The sequence below is a fragment of the Halobacillus litoralis genome (genome assembly GCF_020524025.1).
GTDB classification, from domain to species: Bacteria; Bacillota; Bacilli; order Bacillales; family Halobacillaceae; genus Halobacillus; species Halobacillus litoralis_D.
The window spans coordinates 1,103,082-1,118,902 of sequence record NZ_JAIVKN010000001.1 but is presented as its reverse complement, the minus strand read 5'-3'; the positions used below and the strand labels follow the sequence as shown (position 1 = coordinate 1,118,902).

The window sequence follows — 15,821 nt, the reverse complement described above, 5'->3', positions numbered from 1 at the left end:
TGATGGAAAGGGAATGATAGGGGCACTTACAGCTAATTGGGAGGTCAAGGTTATGAAAAAATTAGTAGGTGCATTCATCGCTCTTTGTTTAGTGATATCCCTATTTCCGGCGAATCTTACGTTTGCTGAGGAGAGAGAGGGAACAGAAATTGTGAACTCAGCCCAGTCTGCCATATTAATGGAAAAGAACAGTGGAATGACGCTTTATGATAAAGACTCAAATAAAAAATTACCGCCAGCGAGCATGACGAAGATCATGACTCTCCTTTTAATCATGGAAGAATTGGAAAAAGGCGGCATTCAATTAGATGAGAAGGTAAGAGTAAGCGAACACGCAGCCTCTATGGGAGGTTCACAGATCTTTCTTGAAGCAGGAGAGGAAATGATCGTAGAGGATCTTCTTAAAGGCATTGCTGTAGCATCAGGAAATGATGCCAGTGTCGCGATGGCAGAGCGTATCGCGGGGAGTGAGAAAGAGTTTGTTGCACAAATGAATCAAAAAGCCAAAGATCTCGGATTGAAAAACACTCACTTTATGAATCCGACGGGTCTTCCAGCTGAAGATCATTACAGCACAGCGTATGATATGGCGGTAATGGCTCGTGAGTTACTGCTTCATGACGACGTAACAAAATACACTAAAATCTATGATGATTACCTTCGTAAAGGACAGGATAATGAGTTTTGGCTTGTAAATACCAATAAGTTGATAAAGTCATATCCAGGGATGGACGGTCTTAAAACGGGTTATACCTCAGAGGCGAAATACTGCCTGACTGCTTCAGCTCAAAGAAATGACATGCACATGATAGCCGTTGTCATGGGTGCTGAGAATCCAAAGAAACGAAATGCGGATGTCACCAGTTTACTTGACTATGGGTTCGGTCAATACGAAGGCGTCAAGTTATACTCTAAAAATGATCCACTCAAAACGATAAGAATTACAAAAGGAAACCCTATGGAAATTCAACTGGCTCCTGAAAAAGATGTGGTTGTGTTGAAAAAGAAAAACGATCAAAAGAACGAATATACCACAGAATTGAAGCTGTCAAATGAACCTGATCTTCCAATGAAAAAAGGATCACATATGGGATGGGTCGTTGTGAAAAATGGAGATGAGGAAGTAGCAAAAGTTCGCCTTGAAACATCCGGAGCAGTCGAAGAAGCCGGATTACTCGCCTTGTGGCAGCGCTCTTGGAAAAATTTGACGAGCTTTCAGAGGTTTTAGCATATTCTAACTAGTATTGTTTGTAAGCAGGAAATGACAACAAAAAGTACGAAAAGACATAGTGACTCTATTAGTCAGAGGAGGTAATTCACTTGAGTCTTCAAGTTAATTTTGTTGTTAGAGAAAATGTCCTGCTTGTTCGTCTAAATGGAGAACTAGACCATCATGAAGCGAATCAACTGAGAGAAGCCTGGCAGGAACAACTGCAAAAACCAGCGGTCGATCATGTCATAGTTAATTTAGAAAAGCTTTCCTTTATGGATAGTTCAGGCCTTGGTGTGATGCTTGGTCGTTATAAAGAAGTTCAGGCCAAAGGGAATGAGATGGTTATCTGCTCTATTTCCCCGGAAGTCCGTCGATTATTTGATATGTCAGGGATGTTCAAAATCATGAAGCTTATGGACAATGAGTCTTCTGCTCTAGAGATGTTGGGGGTGGCATCATGCGAAATGAAATGACTTTAGAATTCACAAGCATTAGTGAAAATGAATCATTGGCCAGGGTATCTGTAGCTGCTTTTATCAGCCAGTTGAATCCGACAATGGAAGAATTGACAGACATTAAAACGGTCGTATCTGAAGCTGTTACCAATGCGATTATACATGGGTACGAAGATAAGACGGATGAAAAGGTCACGCTCACCTGTGCCATTGACGGAGAAGAAATTGAGCTTATCATTCAAGATCGCGGACAGGGGATCGATAATATTGACCTGGCAAAGGAACCGCTCTACACTTCCAAACCAGAATGGGAGCGGTCAGGAATGGGCTTTACCATTATGGAAAATTTCATGGACCAAGTGGATATTACTTCAGAGCCCGGGATCGGAACTACGATCCGTATGACGAAGCAACTAACGTCAGCCCGCGCTCTGTGTAATTGAGGTCGCGCTTATGAGTGATACGACGAAAGAACGTCTGTCCGACAAAGATGTCAAAGACTTAATTAAAAAGAGTCAGGCGGGCGATCATAAGGCGAGAGATTTACTAGTGGAAAAAAACACACGCCTTGTGTGGTCGGTCGTCCAACGATACTTAAGGCGCGGGTATGACCAGGACGACCTTTATCAAATCGGCTGCATAGGCTTATTAAAGTCCATCGATAAATTTGACCTAAGTTATGATGTGCGTTTCTCCACATATGCCGTTCCTATGATCATTGGTGAAATCCAGCGGTTTATTCGAGATGATGGAAGTGTAAAAGTAAGCCGCAGTCTTAAAGAATTGAACCATAAAGTCCGGGCTAAAAAAGAGGAACTTCTTAAAGAACACGGCCGTTCCCCAACGGTAAATGAACTGGCGGATGCGCTGGGACTATCAAAAGAAGAAATCGTCCAGGCGGAGGAAGTTGGACGAGCGCCTCAGTCCATTTATGAAACGGTTTATGAAAACGAAGGAGATCCGATTACGCTGGTGGATCAAATCGCAGAAGAAGAGAATAATTGGTTTGATCATTTAACTCTACAGGATGTCATGAGCCGGCTTGATAAACGGGAGCGACTGATTATTTATCTCCGCTACTACAAAGATCAGACACAAACGGAAGTCGCTGAACGATTAGGCATATCTCAAGTGCAGGTATCAAGGCTGGAGAAAAAAATATTAGCAGACATGAAAGAAACGATGAATGATACAAGCTGAAAGCTGTACCTTTTTAGGTACAGCTTTTTTGTATGGAAAAGAGGAACTTTTCTGTTCTGTATGTTTTCCTGGAACACACACATAATAACCCTAAGAAAATCAAGCAGGGGAGGCAAAAATATGGTTGCTCCTGTCTACATTCGCATAAAGCAGTCGATTTATGTAGAACCTCTAGCCGAGATTCGTCTAAAGGATATCGGAATGGTTACTGGGTCGAAACAACATGTATCTTCTTTAAAAGAGATGGTCCTCCATCATGTTAAGAAAGAAGACCGGAATATCGTGGTTATTGATTCTTATATGATTATTGAGCAAATCCTACACAAGTTTCCTGAACTTGAAATTGAATTGATTGGACCGAATCAATGCGTAGTGCATGTGGAGAATCGAAAAAAAAATCCTTCTCCACTCCTCATTAGTGCAATCTGGATCTTATTATTTATTGGTGCCGCCATGGCGATCATGAACTTTCACTATGATGTCAGCATGCAGTCTGTGCAGCAAAAACTCCACTTTATGCTGACAGGGAAAGAAACAGAGCATCCACTATGGATCCAAGTACCCTATTCTGTTGGTTTGGGAATTGGAATGATCTTATTTTTTAATCATTGGTTTCAAAAGCGATTCAATGAAGAGCCCAGTCCAATGGAAGTGGAGATTTTCAATTATCAGGAAGACCTGGATCATTATGTGGCCATAAAAGAAAATAAGGTGGAGAAACAGGATGTGGATAATTGAAGCCCTGATCGGTCTCGCTTCAGGGATTGCGGTTGGTACGGGATTTGTAGCCTTTCTAACCGTCCTTGGCATTGTTCCCCGATTGATGCAGCTTAGTCATTCCGAACATATGCTTCGTTACTATGAAATGGCGGTCATCCTTGGAGTATTATTTGGCATTTACTTATCCTTCGGGGACGGACCCATACAAATGACCCTTCCTGGGCTGATGATATGGGGACTGTTTCACGGCATATTTATCGGTATGCTTGCTGCTGCACTGACTGAGGTATTAAATGTCTTTCCTTTACTATTTAAGAGAATCGGAGTGGAGGGTCATTTGTTTACCCTTCTTATGGCGCTGGTATTGGGTAAAATTGCCGGGTCATTATTTCAGTGGATTATCTTTGTACGTTAGTTAAAGTCCTAATCGAGGAGGAAACTTTGTGGGAAAACAACCTTTGAATGAACATAACTTTGATAAAGCTGTCAAATCCTATCAGCCTAAGACTCCATATGTTATTAACTGTCTCAAAGCCTTCGTTGTCGGGGGGCTGATTTGTGTATTTGGAGAGCTGTTAACTCAAATGTATATCCATTGGTTCGATTACAGTGAAAAAAATGCCATCAATCCGACCGTTGCCACGCTTATCCTTCTTTCTGCTCTGGCTACAGGATTCGGAGTTTACGATAAACTTGGACAATTTGCAGGTGCAGGATCAGCTGTTCCAGTGACAGGCTTTGCAAATTCTATCACTTCTGCTGCGCTCGAGCATAAGTCTGAAGGAATTGTCCTTGGAGTAGCAACAAACTTATTTAAGCTTGCCGGCTCAGTTATTGTTTTTGGAGTAGTGGCTGCTTATGTACTCGGCATCATTCGTTATATTTGGTCGCTCATTTTTTAGGAGGAATCTATATGGCTAAAACTGGAAAGCAAACATGGACGTTTACATCCCCTGTCTATTTACAATCCACCGGCACAGTAGTAGGCCCTATGGAAGGTGAGGGACCCTTAAAAGATACCTACGACATCGTACATGAAAACCTTCACTGTGGAGAAGCAAACTGGGAGCTCGCAGAAAGGAAGCTTATGTACGATGCAGTCCATACCTGCCTGCAGAAAGCGGGAGTGGATCAGTCTGCTGTTGACTTATTTTTGGCAGGTGACCTTCTAAATCAAAACGTCACAGGAAATTATCTGGCTCGTGAGCTTGGCATCCCTGTTTTGGGAATGTTCGGGGCTTGTTCAACCAGTATGGAAACACTCGCGACAGGTGCGGCTCTTGTGGAGTCAGGTTATTCCAAGCAGGCTTTGGTTGCTGTGAGTTCCCATAACTGTACAGCAGAAAGACAGTTTCGTTATCCGACGGAATACGGAGGGCAGAAACCTAAAACAGCAACATACACCGTTACAGGAAGTGGAGCAGCTTTATTATCCAAAACCCCATCTCCCATTCAGGTTGAAGCGGCTACGATTGGAAGAGTGATGGATTACAGCATCAAAAATCCCTTTGATATGGGTTCAGCGATGGCGCCTGCCGCCTGGGATACGATTAAAACCCACCTTGAGGATATGGGGAGGGTACCAAGTGATTACGATGTTATTGCTACTGGTGATTTGTCATCTGTGGGGACTCCGATTCTTCGTGACATGATGAAGCAGGATGGATTAGACATTTCTGAAGTTCACAAGGACTGCGGGATGCTTGTTTACCACAGTGACCAGCCTGTATTTGCAGGTGGAAGCGGATGTGCATGCTCAGCGGTTGTCACATATGGAAAGCTTGTCCAGGACTTAGAAGCTGGAAAATATAAAAAGATCTTAGTCGTTGCTACGGGTGCACTAATGAGTCCAATGATGATTCAACAAAAAGAATCCATTCCCGGAATCGCTCATGCTGTCGTCCTTATGAAGGGGGAGGCGGTTTCATGACTTTCCTCTGGGCCTTTATTGTCGGTGGGGGCATTTGTGTGATTGGTCAGATTTTACTGGATGTATTTAAATTAACACCCGCTCATGTAATGTCCTCGTTTGTTGTTGCCGGAGCCGTTTTGGATGCTTTTGATCTATACGATAATCTGATTGACTTTGCTGGTGCGGGCGCTACTGTTCCAATTACTAGTTTTGGCCATTCTCTGCTGCATGGAGCGATGGAACAGTCAGAAGACCATGGGATTATTGGAATCGCAATTGGAATTTTTGAACTTACTTCAGCAGGTATTGCTTCAGCTATTTTATTCGGTTTTATTGTTGCGATTATTTTTAAACCGAAAGGTTAATGTGGAACCAAGGAGTGTAAGGGATGCCTCAAAATAAAGAAACACCGATAGTGATGAAGTTGGAACAAAACCGGAAAATAATGAACGACCGGGTAGGTGTTGATCAATCCTTTGATATAGGATATCGATCACTTAACATCCTCGATCATGAGGTTAATGTGTATTATGTAACCGGCTTGGTGGAAACGCCCATTGTTGTGGAAGTGCTGCGTCAACTGTTTGAAATAAATGAAGGTTCCTCAGAAGAACCCTCTGTCTTTAAAAGAATTAAGGATGACATTCCACACCAGCAGGTAGAAACGGTAAGCAGTATCGATAAATGTATTACTCAGCTATTATCCGGCTTGATAGTCATCTTTGTTGAAGGGGAATCTGAAGCCTTTATTGTCGATGTTCGTACCTATCCAGGACGAACACCAGAAGAACCAGACACTGAAAAGGTCATTCGAGGATCTCGTGATGGATACACAGAGAACATTATTGAAAATACAGCATTAACACGCAGGCGTATTAGAGATGAACGGTTAAGACATGAAATCTTACAGGTGGGGGAACGTTCGAAGACGGATATTTGTATATCCTATATTCAGGACGTGGCAGATCCTGGATTAATTAAACTCATTAAGGAAGAATTAACAAAAATTAATATCGATGGGTTATCTATGGCAGATAAATCTGTAGAAGAATTTCTTGTCCATCAAGGAAGAAACCCATTCCCGCTTGTAAGGTACACGGAGCGGCCGGATGTTGCAGCCTCTCACTTATTTGAAGGACATGTTATTGTGATGGTCGATACTTCGCCTAGTATGATCATCACTCCAACGACCTATTTTCATCATGTACAGCATGCGGAAGAATTTCGACAATCGCCGCCGGTTGGAACGTTTGTACGCTGGGTAAGGTATTTTGGTATTTGGTCGTCTATTTTTGTTCTGCCCATATGGATGCTATTCGTCATGCAGCCGGATTTACTGCCGGATGCGCTGGCATTTATTGGACCGAACGAAGAAAGTACTATTCCAATTATTATTCAGATTTTACTTGCTGATTTAGGGTTGGAAATGCTGAGGATAGCGGCTATTCATACACCCACACCTTTATCAACCGCTATGGGGTTAATTGCTGCTGTCTTAATCGGGCAGATTGCTATCGATGTCGGCATGTTTGTTCCGGAAGTGATTTTATACGTAGCCGTGGCTGCTATTGGCTCCTATTCAACGCCGAGTTATGAACTTTCTGTTGCGAATAAGATGACACGTGTAGTGTTTGTTATTCTCGTTGCGTTTTTGGGGATTAAGGGTTTAATGCTTGGTTTCTTAGCTTATGTTCTTTTACTCGCTAATACAAAATCGTTGAACACGCCATACTTGTGGCCGTTTTTACCGTTTAATGCCAAGGCGGCCGTTCAAATTATCTTCCGATTAAGTATGCCGTCTTTAAGAGTGAGACCCAGCTTTTTACATCCACAAAATAATACACGTCAGGAGTAATTCTATTGCTCCTCCTTTATCGATGTGATAAATTAAAATAAATTATAAATGTCCTTTGAACAACAAAGGGCATTTTTTCAATGGTTCTGCCTAGTATTTGGACTTGTAATTCAAAGGAAGCCTATACAGAGTCTTTTGACGCATAAAATTACAATATAGTTCAAAAGGCTCGACCAATTTCTCTTCCAGACTATGCATATACCAGAACTATCTATTAATTACTAACCAACGATACCTAAGAAAAGGCGGGTTACGATGAACTATGAGGTGAATGAAAAAGGTCAGCTTATGATTGGCGGGGTCTCTGCAAATGAGCTTGCTGATCAATATGGGACACCTTTGTATGTATATGATGTAGAGAAAATTCGTACAAACGCAAGAGCCTTTGTACGCACTTTTGCAGAAAACAATGTTCCAGCTCAAGTAGCCTATGCCAGTAAAGCATTCTCTTCAGTAGCTATGCTGCAGGTTGCACGCCAGGAGGGCCTTAGTCTTGACGTTGTTTCTGAAGGGGAATTACATACAGCTTTGGAAGCAGGATTTCCAGTAGAAAAGATTCATATGCACGGAAATAATAAAAGCATCCAGGAGTTGGAGATGGCTGTTGAAAATGGAATTGGATGCATCGTTGTAGACAATTTTTATGAGATTGAGCTCCTGCGGGAGATCTTAAAAGAACAGAATCAGACGATGGACGTACTGCTAAGGGTAACTCCTGGGATTGAGGCTCATACTCATGACTATATCCTCACAGGTCAGGAAGACTCAAAGTTTGGTTTTGATTTAACAAGCGGCCAGGCTGAGGAAGCTTTTCTGAAAGTCCATGAAGATGAGCACATCCATATGATTGGTCTCCATTGTCACATTGGTTCACAGATTTTTGAAACCAATGGTTTTGAAATGGCCACAAGAAAGCTTTTCACTACATTGAATAAATGGCGTGAAAGGTTCAATTTTGAAGCCACCGTTGTTAATCTAGGCGGTGGATTTGGCATACAGTATACAAAAGCTGATGAACCGCTTAACTTGGATCAATATGCCCATGCCTTAATAAAAGAAGTGAAAAATCTCTCAGAGCAGTTTGAGTATCCTATGCCTGAGATATGGATTGAGCCAGGAAGAGCCATTGTCGGAGAAGCGGGTACGACTATATACACAGTTGGTTCTATTAAAGAGATTCCTGATGTACGGACGTATGTTTCTGTGGATGGAGGAATGACAGATAACATTCGCCCTGCTCTTTATCAAGCCAAGTACGAAGCCGTTTTGACCGAAAAAATGCAGGAGCCGGCAGAAAATGAATATTCAATCGCTGGAAAGTGCTGTGAATCTGGAGATATGCTAATATGGGATGTGGCACTTCCAAAAGTTCATTCTGGAGATAGACTTGCAGTTTTCAGTACAGGAGCGTATGGTTATGCTATGGCAAACAATTACAACCGCTTTCAAAAAGCGGCTGTGGTGTTCGTTGAAAACGGAAAACATCAGTTGGTCGTCCGTAGAGAAAGTTATCAAGAAATGACCAGACTGGATTTGTCTTACGAAAAATGAGAGGGGTATGAGAAATGAAACAAGCAACGATTCAATTTGAAAACGGAGAGAAGATGCTGATCGAACTATATGATGAGGCCGCTCCGAACACAGTAGCTAATTTTGAAAAATTGGCAAATGACGAATTTTACGATGGTTTGAGTTTCCACCGTGTCATTCCGGATTTCGTTATCCAGGGAGGATGCCCGAATGGTACAGGGACAGGCGGACCTGGATATACAATTAAATGTGAAACAGAAGGTAATCCTCATAAACATGAACGCGGCTCCTTATCTATGGCGCATGCTGGAAAAGATACTGGAGGAAGTCAGTTTTTCGTTTGTCATTCTCCGCAGCCTCATCTGGATGGACGCCACACAGTGTTTGGCAAAGTCATTGAAGGTGTAGATACTGTCGACCGCGTACGCGTGGGCGACGTTATGCAGAAGGTAAGAGTAGAAGACAAGTAAGAGAGACTAAAAAAAGGTGCTTGTCACGGTTTTTTTATTGATTTTCTTAGTGGCTCCTCTTTCATTAATCATTCATGAGTTTGGACATGTCATCCCCGGATTGATTTTTAAAGCGCGACTATCTATAATCCATCTTGGTCGGGGCCGCCTGGTTTTTCGAAGAAGACTAGGCAGCGTGGAAATAAATATTTATGCTTTGTTTTTTCAGGGGGCCTATTCCATCAATGAAAGGCACCCTTGCTTTTCACCATCTGAAAAAATATGGATTAGTTTAGGTGGTCCTTTACTAAATGGGTTTACAGCTATTCTCTCTTTGATGAGTTTTATGGTGCATGAAAATCGCCTTGTTGAACTCCTTTTCCTATTTAACTTGTATCTGGCTGTGGTCAACCTCCTACCTTATTCCTTTTTTGGGAAAAGGTCAGATGGGTATCAGTTCATTGAAGCTGTGAGACTTATTCGGCGGAGGGTTGAATAATTTCTAGGATTGCTATATTCTGTTTAGCGGGGTATAAAACCATCTCTGAACCGGGGGAACGTGTAATGAAAATGAAAAACTGGACGCTGTTTACCATTTTAGCTTTGTTCAGCCTGGGTTGGGGATTGTATTACTGGTTCGTTATAGTAATGTAATCACCCAATTCTTATAAAATGAGAAACAATGATTGAAAGTAACAAATTTTCAATTGGATGAATAGATCAACTTTAAAACCTATGATCCTAATGATCTAAGGAAAGTTATTTTCATAATTGAGGGGTTATTATGTTAATTCGATATAAAAAATCATTTGAAAAAATCGCTATGGGACTGCTTTCCTTTATGCCTGAAGTATCTGATGTAAGGAACCTGCAGGAAATCATAAAGGAATATGAAGGAAATCCTGATTGGCAATTGTTCTTATGGAAAGAAGAAGATATTCTTGGGGCTGTCGGCGTTCGTGTGGAAAGTGACAGAGCTGTTATTCAGCATGTTTCGGTCAATCCTTCTCATCGTAATTTAGGAATCGGTAGAAAAATGATTCAAAGTACACGCAATTTTTATAAAAATCAGTACAACGTTTGTGCGGATGTAGCTACAGAATCTTTTATTGAGAAATGCGATGAAGAGAGTGCCTCTTCCCAGCTATAATGTAAGGAGGTGCCCAATTTGAGGCACCTTCTTTTATTATGAATACATAAAGAATTATCAGCGACGGTACTTATGTTTAAGGACGAGGGATTGGTCAGCCAGATTGCTGGGAGATCCATAGGCGACCCGCCATTGCTGACACAAAAGTTGAGCTTCCTTGCTGACATCCAGACTAACGATTGGGAAGTTCCAGCTTCGGTAGGGTTTTCTTTCTTCCAGTCTCTCCCGGATGCCGGCCAACCGTTGGAATAACACGTCAGAATCAATGCCCAGCTCGTCTATTTCATTTTTAAGATCTGGAACACGATTTATGCACCTGTTTATCAGGGTAAGGGCACCTTTTTGATTTCCTCTTCTATCATGGTACATCGCTACAGCTATTTGTATGAGAGTGACCCAGACAGACGCGCGATTCTTGGGATCGACGGATTTCCAATGGGCTTCAAGCACTTCATGACATTCAAAGTAATCCCTTGTCCCATGAAAGTGGGCTAAAAATTCAATATAAGGTTTTGGATACATACATGAACCTCCAATTCTTTTTCTATTCTATAGGAGTAGATATGAAGTAGACAAGTAGGATGTCATACCTCTTCTATCTGATTCCTCAATTTTCTGGTAAAATAGAAAAAGAAGTATGGAACGTAAAGGAAGAATGATATGACAAAAAGCTACCAAGTGAAAGTGGATGGTTTTGAGGGACCGCTCGATCTTCTTTTACATTTAATTAACCGATACGAAATTGATATATATGATATTCCTGTCTCTCAGATCACAGATCAATACATGCATTACATTCATACTATGCAGGAGTTAGAGCTTGACCTTGCAAGCGAATACCTTGTGATGGCAGCTACACTGCTTGCGATTAAGTCTCAAATGCTGCTGCCTCATACACATGTGGAAGAGGATATGGATGAAGGAGATTTTGAAGATGATCCCCGGGAAGATTTAATGCGGCGACTTATCGAATATCGCAAATACAAGCAGGCGGCTGAACAGTTAAAAGAAAAAGAACTGGATGCCAATCGAATTTACACAAGACCTCCGCTCAACACAGAAGGATGGGAAGATGAAAAGACAGAAGTCCGACCTGGAGAAGCATCCATCTACGATATGATTCAAGCGATGGGTAACTTGATGAAAAGAAGCAAGAATGAGAAACCTCAAGAAGCCAAAATACAACGCGACGAAATCCCGATTCAAATGAGAATGGAAGAAATTCTCGAGAAGATTGATGTTCAGCCTGGGGGCACTCCTTTTCATCAATTATTTGAAAAACGTACAAGGCCGCATATAGTTGTTACCTTTATTGCTTTATTGGAACTGATGAAGAGTAATGAAATTTCATGTGTCCAACAACAACATTTTGATGAATTAATCGTGTTTAAGATGGAGGATGCACCATGGAGTTAGAAGAATACAAAGCCATTACCGAAGGACTTTTATTTGCTTCGGGTGAAGAAGGAATTACAAAAAATAAACTGGCTTCCTTGCTGGAGTTAGACAAAAAATCTGTCCATCAATTACTTAATGAGATGGCAGAGGATTATAAACAATCACATAGAGGACTTACCATTATGGACTCACAGGGGACCCTGCATCTGACGACCAAACCAGAACATGCCTCGTATTACAGGCGTCTGCTTGAGTCACCAGGATCTACAAGATTGTCGCAGGCAGCTCTTGAGACACTTGCGATCATCGCCTATCAACAGCCGATTACGAGAATCGAAGTGGATGACCTTCGCGGGGTGAAAAGTGACCGTGCTATTCAAACGCTTGCTAATAGAGGATTAATTGAAGAAAAGGGCCGCAAGGATGCAATTGGCCGCCCTATTTTATATGGGACAACAAAAGACTTCTTAATCTATTTCGGTCTGACTTCCATCGAGGATCTTCCTCCGCTTTCTGAATTAAAGCAGCCGGAAGATATAGAGGGAGAGGCAGACCTCTTTTTTGAGAAGTTTACTGAGGATCCCTTGAGTGAAGACGAATGAAAATAGATATGGATGACGAAACCGGGCAGGGAATATTCTCTGCTCGGTTTTTTTGGTTCAATTGAGCATTAATGTTGATCTGTATGAGTAGTTTTTAAACATCCCAGGCATTCTTGAAGCCCTTGTTTCGAGACTCTAAAAGTGATCTGTGGGATCTGACAAATGGGGTTCCACCTTCCTAAAGAATCATAAGCTTGTACTTTTCCGCATAAGGTGAAGCAAACGATGAGAATGGGAGGAACTCCTCTTGAGAAGGTCTTTTTGTCTATTTGTGGCTATACTTCTAATACTTCCGCTTTTTATCAACAATCAGGTTCATGCCAATCCTAATATATCAGTTTCTGCTGAGCGCGCCGTCTTAATGGATGCGGATTCCGGGCGTGTATTGTATGAAAAGAACGCCTATGACCCGACGCTGATTGCAAGCACGACAAAAATTATGACAGCTATTATTGCGATAGAGTCCGGCATGATGGAGGAAGAAGTGAAAGTGAGCAAAAGAGCCGTATATACGGAAGGGTCCTCCATTTACTTAACTGAAAAAGAAAAAATCCCTTTAAAAGACCTTGTTTATGGGCTGATGCTCCGTTCAGGAAATGATGCTGCTGTTGCTATAGCTGAGCATGTGGGAGGCAGTGTGGAAGGGTTTGTTCAACTAATGAACGAAAAAGCTTCCTGGCTTGGTATGAATGCCAGTCACTTTGAGAATCCGCACGGATTGGATGGAGAAACACATATCTCCAGCGCTTATGATCTGGGTTTGTTAATGGCGTACTCTATGAAGAATGATGTGTTTCGTGAAGTAACGGGCAGTGAGTTGTACCGGTCTGAGAACCGTGACTACGCCTGGATGAATAAAAACAAAATGCTGACTCAGTACTATGAACCGACGAACGGAGGAAAGACAGGTTATACGAAGGCCGCAGGGCGTACACTTGTTACAAGTGCGCAAAAGGATGGTATGGAACTCATTGTGGTCACTTTAAATGCACCGGATGACTGGAACGATCATAAAGCTTTGTTTGAGTGGGGATTTAAAAACTTTGAAACTGTCAAACTTCATAATGAAGGCGTAGTAGAGGCAGATGGGCAGGCGTACTATTTCCCAAGAGACCTCTACTATCCGTTAACGATAGCTGAAAAAGAGGATCTTCATGCTGTTTTTTACCGTTATGATAAGAACACCTCAAATCTTGCAGGAGTGGCTCAGTATAAAATAGGAGAAGAGGCCCTTCTGGAAGCTCCAGTCTGGAATGAACGCCCTTCCCAATCGTTTTTATCTGAATTAAAAGCCTTTTTAAATCGAATGATGGGGGTGGCGCCTTGGTCAACTTAATATGGGCGCTGCTTGCTGTCATCGGCATTGTTTATGCTGGCATTAATGGAACAATGGAAGAGGTGAATAAGGCCATTTTTTCAACACTGGATGAGGCGATTATGATCACCATAAGTCTGGCAGGAGTCCTTGTCTTTTGGCTTGGACTCATGAAGATTGCTGAGGAAGCAGGCCTTCTTGCGGGCTTGTCCAGGCTGTTTCGGCCAGTAGTGAAGAAAATTTTCCCTGATATCCCTGACGGACATCCCGCTATGGGATACATTTTATCCAATATGACAGCCAATGTGTTTGGTCTCGGTAATGCGGCTACTCCTATGGGTTTAAAAGCTATGAAAGAGTTAAAAAATCTTTCTGGATCAGATAAAGCGAGCCGCTCCATGATTACTTTGCTGGCGATTAACACTTCTTCTCTCACCATCGTCCCTACTACCGTAATTGCCATTCGATTGAAATATGAATCAACAGATCCAACAGCGATTGTTGGGGCTACCATTGTAGCGACAATGATTTCGACTTGTGCTGCACTATTAATTGATCGCTACTTTTATTATCGGAGGAAAAGAGCGTTGCGGCTATGATCAGCATATGGTTGATACCTGCAATTATATTAACTGTTTTGGTTACGGCAACTATTAAAAAAATCCCGGCTTATGAGGTATTTGTTGATGGAAGTAAAGAAGGGCTGACTATTGCCTTGTCTCTTCTGCCATTTTTACTGGGTATGATGGTCTCAATTGCTATTTTTCAGGCTTCAGGTGCGATGGGAGCTATTACAAAAGGATTGGAACCTTTTTTGTCTGTAATTGGAGTACCGGCCGAAATCCTTCCCCTTGCTTTGGTACGGCCTATTTCCGGAACTGCCGCTCTCAGTATGACAACAGAGCTGATCCGGACGTTCGGGCCGGACTCTTTCATTGGTACACTGGCCTCTGTCATGCAGGGAAGTACAGACACAACCCTATATATTATCACTGTCTATTTTGGGGCTGTCGGAATTAAACGAATGGGTGATGCATTAAAAGTTGGACTGCTGGCTGATATCGTTGGTATAATAGCATCAATCATTATTGTTATCATCCTATTTGGTTAATAGGATGATTTTTTTGTTCAAATCTTACAAGAATGTGTATAATGTAAATGAAATGACAAGCCGCGCCAGTCTTAAAGCGTGGCTTCCTGTTATGTAATGAAATAAAATGAAAGTACTAAGAAAGTTGGTGACGGTCGAATGACAGATAAAGAAAGACTACAAAAGGTGATCGCCCACGCAGGTGTTGCATCACGTAGAAAAGCAGAAAAATTAATTACAGACGGTAAGGTTACCGTAAATGGAAAAGTTGTTACGGAACTTGGTACAAAAGTAGGCGGCAACGACGACGTAGAAGTAGAAGGTGTTCCGATTGATAAAGAGGAACCTGTATACTATCTGCTTTATAAACCGCGAGGCGTGATTTCAAGTGTAAGCGATGACAAGGGACGGAAAGTCGTTACCGATTTTCTTCCTGAAGTGAAGGAACGTATTTTTCCAGTCGGTCGCCTCGACTATGATACATCCGGTTTAATGCTCCTGACAAATGATGGGGAATTCGCAAACAAACTGATGCACCCAAGTCATGAAGTGGATAAAGTGTATGTGGCTAAAACAAAAGGCATTCCTTCAAGTGATCACATGAAGCAGATGAAAAAAGGAATGAATATAGATGGAGAATATCTCAAGGCTGTTCACTCCAAAGTCATGTCAACGGATTCAAAGAAGAATACGGCTATTGTGCAAGTCATATTACATGAAGGAAAGAACCGTCAAGTCCGCCGAATGTTCGAAGCTCTTGGGTTTCCCCTGGATAAATTGAAGCGCGAAAGGTACGGCTCCCTTGATTTGAAAGGTTTAAATGCAGGAGATTATCGTCCGCTTAAACCTATAGAAGTCAAACAGCTTCGTCAACTGGCAGAGAAAAGTGTTGAATAACGTTCAAATTTTTACATTCCATTCGATGTTATAAT

General features: G+C 42.0%; 21 protein-coding genes. 20 read left to right on the top strand and 1 reads right to left on the bottom strand.

Going from position 1 to position 15,821, the window contains the following annotated elements; all coding sequences use genetic code 11:
• Positions 1-52 precede the first annotated feature (52 nt).
• The 14 genes from LC036_RS05930 to LC036_RS05870 all read left to right on the top strand — a co-directional run bounded on the left by LC036_RS05930 (position 53) and on the right by LC036_RS05870 (position 10,484).
• A complete protein-coding gene (locus LC036_RS05930; RefSeq protein WP_226579517.1) occupies positions 53-1,228 on the top strand; it encodes a D-alanyl-D-alanine carboxypeptidase family protein in 1,176 nt (391 codons plus the stop codon).
• Between the two features lie 92 nt (positions 1,229-1,320).
• Positions 1,321-1,686: an anti-sigma F factor antagonist gene (gene spoIIAA, locus LC036_RS05925; RefSeq protein WP_226579514.1), complete on the top strand. Its 366-nt coding sequence runs from the start codon at positions 1,321-1,323 to the stop codon at positions 1,684-1,686.
• A complete protein-coding gene (gene spoIIAB, locus LC036_RS05920; RefSeq protein WP_226579511.1) occupies positions 1,671-2,111 on the top strand; it encodes an anti-sigma F factor in 441 nt (146 codons plus the stop codon). The genes spoIIAA and spoIIAB overlap by 16 nt, the downstream gene beginning before the upstream one ends.
• 10 nt (positions 2,112-2,121) lie before the next feature.
• Positions 2,122-2,868, top strand: coding sequence for an RNA polymerase sporulation sigma factor SigF (sigF, locus tag LC036_RS05915; protein ID WP_226579508.1), 747 nt, complete (start codon positions 2,122-2,124; stop codon positions 2,866-2,868).
• Positions 2,869-2,988: 120 nt separating this feature from the next.
• Positions 2,989-3,606 carry a stage V sporulation protein AA gene (locus LC036_RS05910; RefSeq protein WP_226579505.1) on the top strand — a complete coding sequence of 206 codons (618 nt, stop codon included), beginning with the start codon at positions 2,989-2,991 and terminating at the stop codon, positions 3,604-3,606.
• Positions 3,593-4,003 (top strand): stage V sporulation protein AB, encoded by a 411-nt coding sequence (locus LC036_RS05905; protein ID WP_264188094.1) that lies wholly within the window; start codon positions 3,593-3,595, stop codon positions 4,001-4,003. The genes LC036_RS05910 and LC036_RS05905 overlap by 14 nt, the downstream gene beginning before the upstream one ends.
• Positions 4,004-4,046: 43 nt before the next feature.
• Positions 4,047-4,490 carry a stage V sporulation protein AC gene (gene spoVAC, locus LC036_RS05900; protein ID WP_226580034.1) on the top strand — a complete coding sequence of 148 codons (444 nt, stop codon included), beginning with the start codon at positions 4,047-4,049 and terminating at the stop codon, positions 4,488-4,490.
• 11 nt (positions 4,491-4,501) lie between these two features.
• Positions 4,502-5,518: a stage V sporulation protein AD gene (gene spoVAD, locus LC036_RS05895; protein WP_226579502.1), complete on the top strand. Its 1,017-nt coding sequence runs from the start codon at positions 4,502-4,504 to the stop codon at positions 5,516-5,518.
• Positions 5,515-5,865, top strand: a complete 351-nt coding sequence (gene spoVAE, locus LC036_RS05890) for a stage V sporulation protein AE (protein ID WP_226579499.1) — start codon at positions 5,515-5,517, stop codon at positions 5,863-5,865. Before spoVAD ends, spoVAE begins: the two co-directional genes overlap by 4 nt.
• Positions 5,866-5,888: 23 nt before the next feature.
• On the top strand, positions 5,889-7,355 hold the full coding sequence (locus LC036_RS05885) for a spore germination protein (RefSeq protein WP_319004431.1): 1,467 nt from the start codon (positions 5,889-5,891) through the stop codon (positions 7,353-7,355).
• A 255-nt stretch (positions 7,356-7,610) separates the two neighbouring features.
• Positions 7,611-8,906, top strand: a complete 1,296-nt coding sequence (gene lysA / locus LC036_RS05880; RefSeq protein ID WP_226579497.1) for a diaminopimelate decarboxylase — start codon at positions 7,611-7,613, stop codon at positions 8,904-8,906.
• A gap of 14 nt (positions 8,907-8,920) precedes the next feature.
• Positions 8,921-9,355, top strand: coding sequence for a peptidylprolyl isomerase (locus tag LC036_RS05875; RefSeq protein ID WP_226579494.1), 435 nt, complete (start codon positions 8,921-8,923; stop codon positions 9,353-9,355).
• A 16-nt stretch (positions 9,356-9,371) separates the two neighbouring features.
• Entirely contained in the window at positions 9,372-9,833 is a 462-nt protein-coding gene (locus LC036_RS18615) for a M50 family metallopeptidase (RefSeq protein ID WP_413229840.1), read from the top strand.
• Positions 9,834-10,118: 285 nt separating this feature from the next.
• On the top strand, positions 10,119-10,484 hold the full coding sequence (locus tag LC036_RS05870) for a GNAT family N-acetyltransferase (protein ID WP_226579491.1): 366 nt from the start codon (positions 10,119-10,121) through the stop codon (positions 10,482-10,484).
• A gap of 57 nt (positions 10,485-10,541) precedes the next feature.
• Here LC036_RS05870 and LC036_RS05865 read toward each other — a convergent pair whose 3' ends face one another.
• Entirely contained in the window at positions 10,542-11,006 is a 465-nt protein-coding gene (locus LC036_RS05865; RefSeq protein ID WP_226579488.1) for a DUF309 domain-containing protein, read from the bottom strand.
• A 138-nt stretch (positions 11,007-11,144) separates the two neighbouring features.
• On the opposite strand from LC036_RS05865, the gene LC036_RS05860 reads away from it, so the two are divergent.
• The 6 genes from LC036_RS05860 to LC036_RS05835 all read left to right on the top strand — a co-directional run bounded on the left by LC036_RS05860 (position 11,145) and on the right by LC036_RS05835 (position 15,786).
• Positions 11,145-11,900, top strand: coding sequence for a segregation/condensation protein A (locus LC036_RS05860; RefSeq protein ID WP_226579485.1), 756 nt, complete (start codon positions 11,145-11,147; stop codon positions 11,898-11,900).
• Positions 11,891-12,484, top strand: a complete 594-nt coding sequence (scpB, locus tag LC036_RS05855; protein ID WP_226579482.1) for an SMC-Scp complex subunit ScpB — start codon at positions 11,891-11,893, stop codon at positions 12,482-12,484. The genes LC036_RS05860 and scpB overlap by 10 nt, the downstream gene beginning before the upstream one ends.
• A gap of 247 nt (positions 12,485-12,731) precedes the next feature.
• Entirely contained in the window at positions 12,732-13,820 is a 1,089-nt protein-coding gene (locus LC036_RS05850; RefSeq protein WP_226579479.1) for a D-alanyl-D-alanine carboxypeptidase family protein, read from the top strand.
• A complete protein-coding gene (locus LC036_RS05845; RefSeq protein WP_226579476.1) occupies positions 13,808-14,398 on the top strand; it encodes a nucleoside recognition domain-containing protein in 591 nt (196 codons plus the stop codon). Before LC036_RS05850 ends, LC036_RS05845 begins: the two co-directional genes overlap by 13 nt.
• On the top strand, positions 14,395-14,910 hold the full coding sequence (locus LC036_RS05840) for a spore maturation protein (RefSeq protein ID WP_226579473.1): 516 nt from the start codon (positions 14,395-14,397) through the stop codon (positions 14,908-14,910). The genes LC036_RS05845 and LC036_RS05840 overlap by 4 nt, the downstream gene beginning before the upstream one ends.
• Before the next feature lie 138 nt (positions 14,911-15,048).
• The gene (locus tag LC036_RS05835; RefSeq protein ID WP_226579470.1) at positions 15,049-15,786 is read left to right on the top strand and encodes a pseudouridine synthase; all 738 of its coding nucleotides are present in this window, start codon (positions 15,049-15,051) and stop codon (positions 15,784-15,786) included.
• Positions 15,787-15,821: the final 35 nt, after the last annotated feature.